Source organism: Pseudomonas sp. 5Ae-yellow (genome assembly GCF_014077575.1).
Classification (GTDB): Bacteria; Pseudomonadota; Gammaproteobacteria; order Pseudomonadales; family Pseudomonadaceae; genus Halopseudomonas; species Halopseudomonas neustonica.
Genome location: NZ_JACGWE010000001.1, coordinates 284845 through 299128, shown reverse-complemented (window position 1 = coordinate 299128; position 14284 = coordinate 284845). Strand labels below are relative to the sequence as shown.

Annotated in this window: 15 protein-coding genes and 1 other RNA gene; 9 read left to right on the top strand and 7 right to left on the bottom strand. The window is 56.7% G+C overall.

Going from position 1 to position 14284, the window contains the following annotated elements; all coding sequences use genetic code 11:
- Positions 1–39 precede the first annotated feature (39 nt).
- The 3 genes from H4J77_RS01405 (at position 40) to H4J77_RS01395 (ending at position 3130) form a co-directional block, all read left to right on the top strand.
- Positions 40–1431, top strand: coding sequence for an FAD-binding oxidoreductase (locus H4J77_RS01405; RefSeq protein ID WP_123888367.1), 1392 nt, complete (start codon positions 40–42; stop codon positions 1429–1431).
- Positions 1432–1505: 74 nt separating this feature from the next.
- Positions 1506–2174 (top strand): fumarylacetoacetate hydrolase family protein, encoded by a 669-nt coding sequence (locus H4J77_RS01400; RefSeq protein ID WP_123888368.1) that lies wholly within the window; start codon positions 1506–1508, stop codon positions 2172–2174.
- Between the two features lie 62 nt (positions 2175–2236).
- Positions 2237–3130: an SdiA-regulated domain-containing protein gene (locus tag H4J77_RS01395; protein ID WP_182246716.1), complete on the top strand. Its 894-nt coding sequence runs from the start codon at positions 2237–2239 to the stop codon at positions 3128–3130.
- Between the two features lie 7 nt (positions 3131–3137).
- On the opposite strand, the gene rpiA is transcribed toward H4J77_RS01395, so the two are convergent.
- Positions 3138–3812, bottom strand: coding sequence for a ribose-5-phosphate isomerase RpiA (gene rpiA, locus H4J77_RS01390; protein WP_123888370.1), 675 nt, complete (start codon positions 3810–3812; stop codon positions 3138–3140).
- Between the two features lie 125 nt (positions 3813–3937).
- On the opposite strand from rpiA, the gene ilvA reads away from it, so the two are divergent.
- Positions 3938–5452 carry a threonine ammonia-lyase, biosynthetic gene (ilvA, locus tag H4J77_RS01385; protein ID WP_123888371.1) on the top strand — a complete coding sequence of 505 codons (1515 nt, stop codon included), beginning with the start codon at positions 3938–3940 and terminating at the stop codon, positions 5450–5452.
- On the opposite strand, the gene H4J77_RS01380 is transcribed toward ilvA, so the two are convergent.
- Both H4J77_RS01380 and H4J77_RS01375 read right to left on the bottom strand, forming a co-directional pair.
- Positions 5449–7308: a diguanylate cyclase gene (locus H4J77_RS01380; protein ID WP_182246714.1), complete on the bottom strand. Its 1860-nt coding sequence runs from the start codon at positions 7306–7308 to the stop codon at positions 5449–5451. The genes ilvA and H4J77_RS01380 overlap by 4 nt on opposite strands.
- Positions 7309–7408: 100 nt before the next feature.
- The gene (locus H4J77_RS01375) at positions 7409–7858 is read right to left on the bottom strand and encodes an EVE domain-containing protein (protein WP_123888373.1); all 450 of its coding nucleotides are present in this window, start codon (positions 7856–7858) and stop codon (positions 7409–7411) included.
- Between the two features lie 165 nt (positions 7859–8023).
- On the opposite strand from H4J77_RS01375, the gene H4J77_RS19875 reads away from it, so the two are divergent.
- The gene (locus tag H4J77_RS19875; protein ID WP_256671245.1) at positions 8024–8152 is read left to right on the top strand and encodes a hypothetical protein; all 129 of its coding nucleotides are present in this window, start codon (positions 8024–8026) and stop codon (positions 8150–8152) included.
- Here the strand turns inward: H4J77_RS19875 and H4J77_RS01370 are convergent.
- From H4J77_RS01370 to H4J77_RS01355, 4 genes are all read right to left on the bottom strand, one after another.
- Entirely contained in the window at positions 8143–8772 is a 630-nt protein-coding gene (locus H4J77_RS01370; protein ID WP_182246712.1) for a 5-formyltetrahydrofolate cyclo-ligase, read from the bottom strand. The genes H4J77_RS19875 and H4J77_RS01370 overlap by 10 nt on opposite strands.
- A gap of 4 nt (positions 8773–8776) precedes the next feature.
- Positions 8777–8955: non-coding RNA, 6S RNA (gene ssrS, locus H4J77_RS01365), on the bottom strand.
- A gap of 118 nt (positions 8956–9073) precedes the next feature.
- Positions 9074–9376, bottom strand: coding sequence for a cell division protein ZapA (locus tag H4J77_RS01360; RefSeq protein WP_123888375.1), 303 nt, complete (start codon positions 9374–9376; stop codon positions 9074–9076).
- On the bottom strand, positions 9373–9591 hold the full coding sequence (locus H4J77_RS01355) for a TIGR02449 family protein (protein ID WP_372237842.1): 219 nt from the start codon (positions 9589–9591) through the stop codon (positions 9373–9375). Before H4J77_RS01355 ends, H4J77_RS01360 begins: the two co-directional genes overlap by 4 nt.
- Before the next feature lie 251 nt (positions 9592–9842).
- Here H4J77_RS01355 and H4J77_RS01350 point away from each other — a divergent pair, with 251 nt between their 5' ends.
- The 4 genes from H4J77_RS01350 to H4J77_RS01335 are packed head-to-tail and all read left to right on the top strand — an operon-like array spanning position 9843 to position 14204.
- Complete coding sequence (locus H4J77_RS01350; RefSeq protein ID WP_218565704.1) at positions 9843–10415, top strand: UPF0149 family protein; 573 nt, start codon at positions 9843–9845, stop codon at positions 10413–10415.
- Positions 10416–10426: 11 nt separating this feature from the next.
- Positions 10427–11767, top strand: coding sequence for a Xaa-Pro aminopeptidase (gene pepP, locus H4J77_RS01345; protein ID WP_123888376.1), 1341 nt, complete (start codon positions 10427–10429; stop codon positions 11765–11767).
- Entirely contained in the window at positions 11764–12954 is a 1191-nt protein-coding gene (gene ubiH / locus H4J77_RS01340; protein WP_182246710.1) for a 2-octaprenyl-6-methoxyphenyl hydroxylase, read from the top strand. Before pepP ends, ubiH begins: the two co-directional genes overlap by 4 nt.
- A complete protein-coding gene (locus H4J77_RS01335; RefSeq protein ID WP_182246708.1) occupies positions 12951–14204 on the top strand; it encodes an FAD-dependent monooxygenase in 1254 nt (417 codons plus the stop codon). The genes ubiH and H4J77_RS01335 overlap by 4 nt, the downstream gene beginning before the upstream one ends.
- The last annotated feature ends 80 nt before the right edge of the window (positions 14205–14284 follow it).

Here is a 14284-nt window from a genome sequence, read left to right as displayed (position 1 = left end):
TGTACTCAGGCTTGCATGAATTCTGTTTGAGAGCCCGCCATGACCCCAGAAGCCGTGATCGAAACCCTAAAAACCCTGGTTGAACCGGACAAGGTTCGGGTTGACGCCGAGTCGCTCAATACGTGGGGCAAGGACTGGACCAAACACTTTGAGCCAGCCCCTCTCGCCATCGTTTTCCCCAAGACAGTGGAGCAGGTGCAGGCCGTGGTGCGCTTTGCCAATGAGCACACCTTGGCGCTGGTGCCCTCCGGTGGTCGTACCGGCCTGTCGGCGGCGGCTGTTGCTGCCAATGGCGAGATCGTGGTGTCCTTTGACTACATGAATCAGATCAGTGACTTTAATCAGTTTGATCGCACGGTCGTGTGTCAGCCTGGTGTGGTGACGGCGCAGTTGCAGTCGTTTGCCGAGGAGCAGGGGCTGTATTATCCGGTTGACTTTGCTTCTGCCGGCTCTAGCCAAATTGGCGGCAATATCGGTACCAATGCCGGCGGTATCAAGGTTATTCGCTACGGCATGACGCGTAACTGGGTGGCTGGCCTGAAGGTAGTGACCGGTACTGGCGAGCTGCTGGAGTTGAACAAAGACCTGATCAAGAACGCCACAGGCTACGATCTGCGTCAGTTGTTCATCGGTGCCGAAGGTACGCTCGGGTTTGTCGTTGAGGCGACCATGCGGCTGGAGCGCGCACCCAAGAACCTGACCGCCATGGTGCTGGGTACGCCGGACTTCGACTCCATCATGCCGGTATTGCATGCTTTTCAGGATAAGCTCGACCTGACTGCCTTTGAATTCTTCTCCGATAAAGCCATGGCCAAAATTATGGGCCGTGGCGATGTGCCTGCGCCCTTTGAAACGGACTGTCCGTTTTACGCTCTGCTGGAGTTTGAGGCGATCAGTGAAGACATCGCCAACGATGCGTTGGCTACCTTTGAGCACTGCGTGGAGCAGGGGTGGGTGGTCGATGGTGTGATGAGTCAGAGCGAGCAGCAATTGCAGAATCTATGGAAGCTGCGCGAGTTTATTTCCGAAACCATTTCTCACTGGACGCCCTACAAGAACGATATTTCGGTAACGGTGGGCAAAGTGCCAGCTTTCTTACATGAAATTGACACTATCGTAGGCGAACATTATCCCGACTTTGAAATTGTCTGGTTTGGGCATATCGGTGATGGCAATCTGCATCTGAATATTCTCAAGCCGGAAGCGTTGTCCAAGGACGAGTTCTTTGACAAGTGCGCGACCGTCAACAAGTGGGTATTCGAGGTGGTTGAGAAGTACAACGGCTCGATTTCCGCTGAACATGGTGTTGGGATGACCAAACGTGATTATCTCACCTACAGCCGCAGTCCGGCTGAAATTGCCGTGATGAAGTCGATCAAGGCGGTGTTTGATCCGAACGGCATCATGAACCCGGGCAAGATCTTTGCCTGAGTCGAGAACGTCTGCCTGTGAATGTGCATACTTGTTGCAACCGCGTTACCCACTCTTGAATCTGGAGGAATGGCATGATCTATCACCATCGTTATCTGGATGGCTCAGCGGCAAACCTGCCCATGGGCAAGGTGGTCTGCGTCGGTCGTAATTACGCCGAGCATGCGCGCGAACTGAATAATCCGGTGCCGACTGAGCCGCTTCTGTTTATCAAGCCGGCAACCTCTGTGGTTGGCATGGCAGGCGAGATCGAGTTGGTGCAAGGCCGTGGCCCGGTGCATTACGAGACCGAGATTGCGCTATTGATCGGTGAGGTGCTTTCCGGTGAGGTAAGCGACGGCGAAGTCGAAGAGGCTATCTTCGGGGTTGGCCTGGCGCTGGATTTAACCTTGCGTGAGCTGCAGGATGAGCTCAAGGCCAAGTCGCATCCGTGGGAGCGTGCCAAGAGCTTTGATGGCGCTTGCCCGCTTTCGCATTTTGTGCCGGGCGCCGACATCGGCGAACTGGATGCTCTGGCATTGCAGCTGGATATCAATGGTGAGCTTCGTCAGCAGGGCAAGGCGGCTGACATGATTACGCCTATCCTGGCGCTGATAAAGCATATCGCTACCCAGTTCACCCTGTTGCCGGGTGATGTCGTCATTACCGGCACGCCGGCTGGTGTGGGGGTGCTGCATGCGGGTGACACCCTGACGCTGTCGATACCGGGTAAGCTGCAGGTCACTACGCGTATCGCTGGCTGAGGCGCAGTGCGACAAGGCAGCGCTCTAGATGCCCCAGATGCCACTAATTGCTGGCGGCTCTAATGAAAAAAGTGATTGCTGGCTTTCTGTTTCTGCTCCTTCTGGGCACGGCCGTTTTGCATTATCTGCACCTGGATGCGCTGCTCTGGCATGCCTGGCGTCTGAATGGTGAAGCTCACCAGCACGGTGGGCTTTTGCTTAACGACTACCGCGTTGATGTAGAGGCGAGAGCGATTGAAGGGCTCCGTGACGATGTCTCTGCGCTGACCTATAACAACGAAACCAATACCTTGTTTGCCGTGCTCAATGGCGAACCCTTGTTGGTCGAGTTGAGTTTAGAGGGCGCTCTGCTGCGTAAGCTGCGGATCGATGGTGTGCAGGATATGGAAGGGCTGACCCATGTCAGCGGCAACCGCTATGTGGTTGCGGAAGAGCGCAGTCAGCGCCTTTTGGTTATTGACGTGCCGCCGCAAGCTGAGCGGATCGACGTATCGAATGTGCCGAGTCTGGTCATCGGGCTGGATCTGAACGGCAACAAGGGGTTTGAGGGTTTGTCCTGGGATGATAAGGACAAGCGCCTCTTGGTGGTCAAGGAGCGTGATCCGCTGCGGGTGCTGTCGGTTACCGGCTTTGTTGATGCATTGGCTGGTGGGCCGATGGCGGTGCAGATTCAGGAGTTAACGTCCCCAGGTTCGCCTCGCCTTTTTATGCACGATTTGTCTTCGTTGAGCCTGCATGATGAGACCGGTCATCTGCTATTGCTGAGCGACGAGTCACATATGGTGGTGGAGTATGCGGAGAGCGGTGAACCGCTCAGTCTGTTGGGGCTCTGGCGTGGCATGAGCGGCCTGCAGAAGACGGTTCCGCAGGCCGAGGGGCTGGCGATGGATGACCAGCGGAGGCTATACCTGGTCAGCGAGCCTAATTTGTTCTATCGCTTTGTGCCGGGGCGCTGAACCGGGTTCAGTCACGTTCCAGCGTCTTTACCCCATCCTTGGTGCCGAGCAGCAGAACATCTGCTGGACGAGCGGCAAACAGCCCATTACATACCACGCCGACAATGGCATTCAGGTCGCTTTCCAGCTGCTGCGGATCGACGATAGACATGTTGTAGATGTCGATAATCACGTTGCCGTTATCGGTGACACAGCCCTCTCGATACACCGGGTCACCGCCGAGTTTGACGATTTCACGGGCCACGTGGCTGCGCGCCATGGGAATGACCTCGACCGGCAGCGGGAAATTGCCTAGCACCGGCACCAGTTTGCTGGCGTCGGCGATGCAGATAAAGGTTTTGGCGACCGCGGCGACAATTTTCTCGCGGGTCAGGGCTGCGCCGCCGCCCTTGATCAGCTCAAGACGTTCGTTGCTCTCGTCGGCACCATCGACATAAAAGTCCAGGTGGGCAACGCTGTTGAGTTCATACACAGCAATACCGTGGCTTTTTAGCCGTTCAGCCGTCGCTTCTGAGCTGGCGACGGCGCCCTCAAAGGCCAGTTTGTGCTTGGCCAGCGCATCAATAAAGCAGTTGGCGGTAGAGCCGGTGCCTACGCCAATGATGCTTTGGGCGTCCAGGTGTGGCAGCAGGCGGTCTACGGCAGCTTGGCCTACGGCCTGTTTCAGTTCGTCCTGGGTCATGGTCGGCTCCTTTGGGGCGCTAGTGAAATACCGATTATACGGGCTTGCGGTGGCTCACGTGTAGTCGCGCAGGCAGGGATTCGCTAGACTGGCGGCTTTTCACCCGGAACAAGCTGACCTCGCCCATGCTGGAAACCTACGTCAAGAAAATCCTCTCCTCACGCGTGTACGATGTGGCCGTTGAAACCCCTGTGCACGCCGCGCCTTTTTTGTCTGAGCGACTGGGTAACACCGTGCTGCTAAAGCGCGAGGATCTTCAGCCGGTTTTTTCCTTCAAGATTCGTGGGGCCTATAACAAGCTGGCGCAGTTGACTGATGAGCAACGTGCCTGTGGTGTGGTGGCTGCCTCTGCCGGCAACCATGCGCAAGGGCTGGCCTACGCCGCCCGGCATATGGGCGTCAAGGCGACTATCGTAATGCCCCGCACGACGCCCGAGATCAAGGTCAAGGCGGTGCGTGCACGTGGCGGCAAGGTAATATTGCACGGTGATGCCTTTGATGAGGCGCTGGCCTATTCGCAGAAGCTGGTCAAGGAAAAGGGCTTCGTTTACATCCACCCCTATGATGATCCCGACACCATTGCTGGTCAGGGTACTGTGGCGATGGAGGTACTGCGCCAGGTCCAGGGGCCGTTGAACGCTATTTTTGTACCAGTGGGCGGCGGTGGGCTGATTGCCGGTATTGCGGCTTACGTGAAGTACCTGCGTCCGGATATCAAGGTGATCGGCGTTGAGCCGGAAGACTCCGCCTGCCTGAAGGCGGCCATGGCCGCTGATGAGCGGGTGGTGCTGAGTCAGGTGGGGTTGTTTGCCGATGGCGTCGCGGTAGCCCAGATTGGTGAGCATACGTTTGAGGTTTGCCGTCACTACGTCGATGAGGTCGTGACGGTGACGACCGACGAAATGTGTGCGGCGATCAAGGATATCTATGACGATACGCGTTCGATCTGTGAGCCGGCTGGGTGTCTGGGCGTAGCGGGTATCAAGAAGTACGTAGCGCGCGAAGGCTGTACCGGCCAGGTGCTGGTAGCGATCGATTCGGGCGCCAATGTGAACTTTGATCGTTTGCGGCATGTTGCTGAGCGAGCGGAGCTTGGCGAGAAGCGTGAAGCCTTGCTGGCAGTAACCATTCCGGAGAAGCCCGGCAGCTTCAAGAATTTCTGTGAGGCTATTGGTAAGCGCGCCATCACTGAATTCAATTATCGTTATCACAGTGGCAGCGAGGCGCATATTTTCGTCGGTGTGCAAACGCATCCAGAGCTGGACCCAAGAGACGTGTTGGTAGCTCAGCTGGAAAAGGAAGGCTTTCCGGTACTGGACCTGACAGACAATGAGCTGGCCAAGCTGCATGTGCGCCATATGGTGGGCGGCCATGCCGAGCACGTCACTGATGAAGTTGTGTTCCGCTTCGAGTTTCCCGAGCGGCCGGGCGCGCTGTTTAACTTTCTAAACAAGTTGGGTGGGCGCTGGAATATTTCGATGTTCCACTACCGTAACCATGGCGCAGCTTACGGTCGAGTGGTGGCGGGGCTGCAAGTGCCAAAGAGTGAGCGGCACCTCGTCTCGCAAGCACTGGATGCTATTGGCTATCAGTACTGGGATGAAAGCGATAACCCAGCCTACCGTCTGTATTTAGGTTAGAGCGCAGTGTTCTCGTCGGCGCTGCATGTGCGGTTCCGGCCCTGCTCTTTGGCGCGGTAGAGCGCCGCATCGGCCAATTTAATCAGGTCGTGAGGGCGCCACTCCGGCGCTGGTTGCTTGCTTGCTGCGCCGATACTGACGCTGAGTAAGCCGCTGGGATTGCTGGTTTGCGGGTGTGGTAAGCCCATGCTGGCGACCGATTCGTGGATACGTTCGGCCACTTGCAGGCACTGCTTCAGGTCTGCGCCCGGCAAAATCACAGCGAACTCCTCCCCACCATAGCGACAGACACTGTCTCCCTCTCGGGTGAGGCAGCCAGTCAGCGCTCTGGCCAGGCGTTGCAAGGCATCATCTCCGGCCTGGTGCCCGAGCCGATCGTTGAAATCCTTGAAGTGGTCAACGTCCAGCATTGAAAGTCCTAGCGCAAGTTTGTCGCGTCGTAATCTGCGCCACTCTCCCTGTAACGTCTTGTCGAAATAGCGCCGATTGTAGAGGCCGGTCAAGCCATCCTGGTTGGATAGTCTTTTCAGGCGATCAGCGATATCCAGCTGCTCGCTGTTGTTGCGGCCGACGCAGATCAGGTAGTCGCGGCCCATGCGTTGGAGGTGTCGTACACTGATCTCCAGTGGCGTGGACTTTCCTTCACGGTTGACCACGTGTTGCTGAAAAATGGCGTTACCCTGATTGTTAATAAGGCTTTTGACTGCACCTATCCAGGTGCGGGCGTCCGGCATGATCTTTTGCGGTGCGGTGCTGATCAGCTTGCGCAACTCTTCTTCGCTATAGCCCAGGCTTTGCCAGCATGTGCGGTTGAGATACACCAATTCCTGCGGCTCCAGGCCAATAATGAAAAGCGCGTCGTGACTGTGATCGGTCATGTCGATAATCAGCTTGGTACGAGCCTGAGTTCGTTTCAGGCTCTGTTCAATAGTCTGGCGCCTGACTACCTCTGCCTGTAGTTGATGATTGGTCTTTCTCAGGATGGTGTTGCGGCGAGCGCCCAGCAGCGCCAGGTATAGGGAACAGCACAGTAATAGCGCCGTTAGCGTCCCGCTGAGCATGACGATCAGGGGTAGGCGGGTACTGGTGTTGTTCATCAGATGCTGGGTGGGATGAACAACCAGAACAAAATTACGATTTTCACCGAGCATAACCGGGCTGGTAACGCGCCAGCTGTTGGCGATTTGGTCAGTGGTAGGCCGGTTTATCAGTGTCTGGCCGAGTTCTTTCAGTTCGATGCTTAAGCGGTTGGCCTGGAGGTCTCTGAGTAGGTCTGCCATGAGCACTTCAACGCGAAAGATACCCAGAAGAAAGCCGTCAAATTGGGTTTTGGTCTCGCCATCCCGATAAATAGGTACGTAGTAAGCCAGGCCCTGGCCACCCTGTATCAACTTGAATGAGTTGCTAAGTTGCGGCTGGCCTGTAGCTTGTGCTTTGACCAGTAGTGGGTAATTGGGGTGCGCCTTCGGATAGGCGAAGTTCGCCGCTGCTTCATTTCCCGCCAGTGGCTCAATCCAGCGCATGTGGTAGTCAGCGTCGAGCCATTCGATGGCCTGGAAGTTCTCGAAGTCGCGCAGCAATCTTTTTGCGTCGCTTTGCCACAAGTCTGGCTTGCCGTGCTGAAATTCCCAGCGTTGCGCCATACGTACTAACGTCGTTGCCTGTTGCTGAAAACGGGACTCGATCTGTTTGGCGAGACTATTGGACTCTAACTGCAAGCGCGCGCGCGCTTGTTCCTGTTCGGCAGTGAGTAGGGCCTGCCAGGCATAGAAAACAGCAATTAACAGCAGTGCGAACAAAGCTATGATCAGGGCAAAGGTTTTTTTCGCATTGTGGGTGGCTGAGCTAAGTAGCATGGCTGCACTCTACTGATGTTGCCTTACTGATAGCACATTGCTGGCTTTTGTAGTAGCCGGTTTTGCCGCTTTGGGGGGTAGCCCCTTCGGATTAATCGTTCTAGTCGACGCTTGTCAGTATTGCCCACTGTTTTTCGGTGATAGGCATGACCGACAAGCGGTTGCCTTTGTGCAGGAGAGGCAGCTCCGCAAGGCCGTCCATCAGCCTTATTTCCGCCAACGATAGAAGCTTGTGGAACTTTCTTGACAGGGCGACGTCAACCGCCAGCCAAGGCAGGTTTTCTGCGCTGGCTTTAAGGTCGTGGTACGGGCTGCTTGGGTCCAGTGCTGCGCGGTCTGGATAAGGGTTACTGACAATAGTGCCTATGCCTGCGATGCCCGGTGGTTTGCAGCTGGAGTGATAGAACAGAAAACTGTCTCCTGCTTGCATGTTGCGGATGAAGTTGCGAGCTTGATAGTTACGAACGCCATCCCATGGGGACGGGCTGTTACAGGCTAGATCGTCGATGGAAAAACTGTCTGGTTCTGACTTCATTAGCCAGTAGTTCATCAATAGGTCCTTTTGTCTCGAATATTGACATTGGGTTTTATAAATATTATATGAGATAAACTGATACGCCAGCTTGAAGTGTCTCGGAATCCATCAGGTTGGATTTCGGCAGGGGCTGGGTACTGAATAATAATATAGATTGCCGGATAGAGAAGGAGGCAACGCGTGCGACGTAAGCCAGATTTGTTGTGGGTATTGGTTATTGTCTTTGGTTTGGGGGTGGTCACTACCGGGTACACGCAGAGTTATCTGGATAAATCCTCGGAACGTGAAGTGGACGCCAGTTACCCCTGATATTCGGCCCAACACTTCAGGTGTGGGCGCAGCATCAGCTGCTCTTGGTCAGTCACAATGCCGTCCAGCGGGATATCCCAGCTGGCAGTGGGTAGTGAACGGGTCTTTTGGCAGTCATGAGCAAGTCCGATGAGTGCCGGCGACCGCCAGGTATTCCTTCTGTGCCTGTACGCAAAGGCGCGATCATAGAAGCCTCCGCCCATCCCGAGGCGATTACCCTGCGCATCAAATCCAACGAGCGGCATTAATACCAGGCCCAAACGCCAAGGCTTTACCTGCAAACGGCGGTTGAGTAGGGGTTCGCGTATGCCATAGCGATTCCGTGTCCAGCGCTGCCCCGGCAGCAATCGTTGGAAACTCATGCGAGTGCTTGGCCAGCGATTCAATACGGGTAGATAGCACTGCTTGAGCAGGCGACGGCAGCGAGACATTAACGGTGCCGGATCTATCTCGCCGTCGGCCGCCAGGTAAAAGGCAATATGACGACTGCGCAGAAAAAGCGCGCTTTGGCCGAGTCGGCGCGCAAGGCGTTTGCTGGCGTTTTTTTGTTCAGCCCGGCTCAAGCCGCGGCGAGCATTGCGCAGTTGCTTGCGTAATTGCTTGCGGGAGTCGGGCGTCATGGAAAAGGTCCCCAGAGTGCCGCTGTCGGGTTAGCCCTTGAACCCGAAAGTTCAAGGTGGGGGACACGGCGCTGCCTCAGGCTTTCCGTCATGCGGACATGCACACTGGCAACAACGCGTGGCCTCCTGGTACAGGAGTATCGGCTCAGGGACATCTCCGACTGGCAAACACCCCAGGGATGTTTGCCACTATACAGAAAACCCGATGCGAGTTCGATGTCAGTCGCAGTTTGTCTTTCAAAAGGCTTGGTTTTAAGCGTTGAGCTGGCTGGTATAAGCATTTAAAGCAGCGGGCACCAGTTCAGCTTTGGTGGTTTTCCAGCGCTTGATCGAGGCGTTTAACCAAATCGCTGATCTGTGCTTGCTGTTCGTTCAGTGCGCCGCTTTGATCGTGACTGCCGGTCAGCATTTCGTGGCTGATATTGAGCGCAGCCATGACCGCAATGCGTTCAACGCCGATCACCTTACCGCTATTGCGGATGTCGCGCATGGTGGTATCAAGATGGCGCGCGGCCTGCTCCAGGTTGCTTCGTTCTTCTGCCGGACAGCTGACACGATACTCTTTGTCGAGTATGTGCAGGGTGACTGTCAGGGGTTGGCTCATGAGTCGTGCTCCAGGGATTTGAGTCGCAATATCATGGCTTCGACCTTCTGACGGGCCAAATCGTTCTTTTCAATTAACTGTACGCGTTCATCTCGCCACAAACGCTCCTGCGCAAGCAGGTGCTGATTCTGCAGTTTAAGTTGGTCGCAGAGGTCAATCAGTTGGGTAATGCGTTGTGTGAGTGCGTCGATATCGGGTGCGTCCATTGTTGCCATTCTGTCTTCCCGGTGTTGAGCCACTATAGAGGCGGCCCGCAAGGTGGTCAAACCTCGCGCAATGCACTATTGACCGGTGTCCGGATTGGGCTTGCCGCTAGCAGGGCGGTAGATTTACCCCTTGCTGGGCAGGCACAATAGACCCACATTAGTTCATCTGCTTCGAGCGTCCGCGTGCAGGCCATAGCATACCTGTATTCACGACTCGCGGCAGTGCCTGTTTCTCACTTCCAAGAGGCCCGGAAACCACTATGGCTTTGATGCCCGCCGTTTTTGACTATGACCGCTACGCCCAGATCTGCAGCGATGTGGGGGCCGTTGCTCACCCGGCCGAGTTGCACGGCCATCTGGTCGGCCGCCTGTCTGCAGGTGCGCGCCTTGATCATACTACCTGGCTTGCCGTTGCCAACGAGCTGCTGGATGGTTCCGGTAGTTTGCCCGAGGCCGGCAAGGTCGCACTGATTCAGCTCTACGACGCCAGTTTGGCGGAACTCACCGGCAGCGGTTTTGATCTCAGTCTGGTGCTGCCCGACGATAGCGCTACTATTGATCACCGCACCGAAGCTCTCGGGCATTGGTGTGAAGGTTTTCTGGCGGGCTTTGGTCTGGTCGAGCGCAGCGGCGAGCTGAGCGAAGAGGCGGATAGCGTGCTACGTGACTTTGTGGCGATCTCGCAGGTGCAAACCGATCTGGATGAGTCGGAGGCCAATGAGGTCGACTTTATGGAAGTCATGGAGTACGTGCGTATGGCTGTGCTCATGGTCTTTAGTGAGTGCCAGCCAGCTACCAGCGAGCAGGACACCCCACCCGCATCACTGCATTGATCGAGGTCTTCATGCAAATCAGCAAGCAGGATTACGCCCGCCGCCGTAAGGCGCTGATGAATCAGATGGAACCCAACAGCATTGCGATTTTGCCGGCCGCGCCAGTTTATGTGCGCAACCGTGATGTAGAACATAATTACCGACAGGATAGCGATTTCCAGTACCTCACAGGCTTTCCCGAGCCGGAAGCGGTTGCCGTCCTGGTACCGGGCCGTGAGCATGGCGATTACGTGCTTTTTTGCCGGGAGAAGGACAAGGAACGCGAGCTGTGGGATGGTTATCGTGCCGGGCAGGATGGCGCTGTCAGTGAGTATGGTGCCAGTGATGCGTTCCCGATTACGGATATCGATGACATTCTGCCGGGGCTGATCGAAGGGCGCACGCGTGTCTACTACGCGATGGGCGCCAATCCTGAGTTTGATCGTCGTTTGACCAACTGGATCAATCAGATTCGCAGCAAGGCGCGCCTGGGTGCGCAGCCGCCCAGCGAGTTCGTTGCGCTGGATCACTTGCTGCATGACATGCGGCTGTACAAGAGTGCTGGTGAACTCAAGGTCATGCAGCGCGCTGCCGATATTTCCTGTGAGGCGCATACCCGTGCCATGCAAGTCTGCCGTCCAGGCATGTACGAGTATCAGCTGGAAGCCGAGTTGCAGCATACTTTCATGCGCCATGGCAGCCGTTCGCCCGCTTACTCCTCGATTGTGGCTGCGGGCCGCAACGGCTGTATTCTGCACTACACCGAAAACACCTCGCAGATTCGCGACGGCGACCTGATTCTGATTGATGCCGGTTGCGAGCTTGACTGCTATGCCAGTGATATTACCCGCACCTTTCCAGCCAACGGTCGCTTCAGCCCTGAACAACGCGCTATTTATGACATTGTTCTGGCCGCGCAATACGCATCAATCGAGGCGATTGGGCCGGATCGTAGTTGGAACGAGTCGCACGATGCCAGTCTGCGAGTCATTACCGCAGGGCTGGTGGAATTGGGGCTGCTCAAGGGCGATGTGGACGAGCTGATTGCCGCTGAAGCCTATCGCCGCTTTTACATGCACCGAGTTGGTCACTGGTTGGGTATGGACGTGCATGACGTGGGTGAGTACCGCGTCGGCGGCGTCTGGCGCGCACTCGAGCCGGGGATGGTAATGACCGTTGAACCAGGTATTTACATCTCGCCGGACGATGACAGCGTGCCCCGTAAGTGGCGCGGTATCGGCATTCGTATTGAAGATGATGTGGTGGTCACCAAAACGGGTTGTCAGGTGCTGACCGGCAATGTCGTCAAGGAACCGGACGAGATAGAAGCACTGATGGCAGCCGCACGCCAGACGGAGGCGGAGCCCGCGTGAGCAAGGTGATCAGCATTGTCGGTGGTGGCATGGTTGGCGCCAGTCTGGCGCTGGCACTGCAATCGCATGCGCAGCAGCATGACTGGCAGCTGCAGTTGATTGAAAGTCACCCGCCCGGCGCTGTTGATGATCAACCCAGCTACGATGCGCGTTCCACTGCACTGTCCCATGGCAGCCGCTTGTTGCTTGAGCGGCTACGCCTATGGCCTGCTTTGGCGCAGCGGGTTGAGCCTATTGCGCATATTCACGTCTCGGATCGCGGCCATCCTGGGGTGACTCGTTTAGCGGCGCAGCGCGAAGGCGTGCCGGCTCTCGGTTATGTCGTTGAGAACGCGGTGCTCGGCGAGGCCTTGCTTGGCGCGCTGGATCATTCGGTGGTGAGCTGGCAAGCACCAGCGCGGGTCACTCGGGTGGCCGCTGCGCCGCAAGGCTACCAACTGACAGTGGCGGCAGAACAGGGCGAGCATCAGCAGCAATCTGATTTGCTGGTGATCGCCGATGGTGGACGCTCTGGCTTGCTAGAGCAGCTAGGTATTCATCGCCAGAGTCGGCCTTATGGGCAGACGGCGATCATTGCCAACATTACCAGCGCTGACGGACACGCGGGTGTGGCTTACGAGCGCTTTACCGAAAGCGGCCCGTTGGCCTTGCTGCCGATGTCAGAGAAGCGCAGCGCCCTGGTCTGGACGTTGCCTGCAGACGAAGCGGCTGCGGTCGCTGAGTTGTCGGATGCTGCCTTTCTGGCACGATTGCAGGACGCTTTTGGCTTTCGCATGGGCGCGCTGAAGAAGGTGGGTTCAAGACACAGTTATCCGCTTAGCCTGACCGAGTCCGAGGAGCAGGTGCGCTCCGGGTTGGTCGTGCTGGGTAATGCTGCGCACAGTCTGCATCCTATTGCGGGGCAGGGGTTTAATCTGTCGCTGCGCGATGCCATGGCGCTGGCGGATACCCTTGTCGGTGCCGGTCAGGCGCAGTCGCCGGGCGATTTGCGCTTGCTGCAGCATTACCTGCAACGGCAGCAAGCCGATCAACGGCAGACCATTGCCGTCAGCGACTGGCTGACACGTTTGTTTAGTAATCAACGGCCGGTCCTGGCTGCTGGTCGCAACCTGGGTTTGCTGGGAATGGATATAGTCTCGCCACTTAAAACGGTTTTTGCGCGTCAGGCCATGGGGTTGAAGGGATGAGTACAGCAGCGCAGCAGGCGGATTCAACACAGCACTTCGATGTACTGATTGTCGGTGCCGGTATGGTGGGCTCGGCGCTTGCCTGCGCCCTGGCCGATACTCGGCTGCGCATCGGCTTGCTCGACAGCCAGGCACTGGAGCTAATTCCGGCGCCGGTTACTGGTTCGGGCTTTGATCCCCGCGTTAGTGCGCTGAGTGCGGCTTCTGAACAGATACTCAAAGGCTTGGGTGCCTGGCAGCGGCTTGGCCTTAATGCGGGCTTGCCCTATCGCAGTATGTGCGTGTGGGACGCAGAAGGCACTGGTGAGGTGCATTTTGACGCGCAAGCGCTGGGTGAGTCGCGGCTGGGTCATATTGTTGAGAATTACCGGGTGCAGAATGGCTTGCTGCAGCAACTGCACGCCAGCCAGGTAACCTTGTTGCCGGGCGTAAAGGTTCGCGGTCTGGTGCGTGAAGATAGCGGCTGGCGAATTGACGGCAATGAAGGTCAGCGTCTACAGGCACCTTTGATTGTGGCCGCAGATGGCGCGCGCTCTCGACTGCGCGAGTTGGCTGGCTTTGCCATGCGCGAGTGGGATTATCTGCATCATGCGGTGGTTACTACGGTTGAACTGTCTGAGCCACATCAGCACACGGCCTGGCAGCGCTTTTTGCCGAGCGGCCCCTTGGCGTTTCTGCCTTTGCCCTCTCAGAACGCAAAACACTACTGCTCCATTGTATGGTCGCTTTTGCCAGACGCGGCCGCAGAGGTGATGGCGCTGGATGATACGGCGTTCTGCGCAGCCATCACCGAGGCGCTGGAAGCGCGCCTGGGGCCGGTCCTGTCAGTTGATCAAAGAGTCAGCATCCCGCTGCGCCAGCGCCATGCCAAGCATTATGCGATGCCGGGATTGGTATTGGTTGGTGATGCTGCGCACAGCATTCATCCGCTGGCAGGGCAGGGCGTGAACCTGGGTTTTCTCGATGCGGCTGCGCTTAGTGATGTATTGCATGAGGCGTTAGCGCGCGGAGAAAGCCTGGCCGAGCTCGCGGTACTGCAGCGCTATGAGCGTGCACGCATGGGTAGTAATTTGGCGGTCATGGCGGCGATGGAAGGCTTTGAACGACTGTTTCATGCGCAGGCCTTGCCGCTGCGCTGGTTGCGCAATGCGGGTATGACGATCTTTGATCAGGCTCCGTTGATCAAGGCAGAAGTGATGCGACGCGCTATGGGCGTGAGTGGTGAGTTGCCCTCACTGGCCCGGCCATAAGACTGGGCAGTCAGCACTAATAGTTTGATAAGCTAAACTCTAATCATTATCATCTGCCTTCAATTTCTCGACCAAGAGGC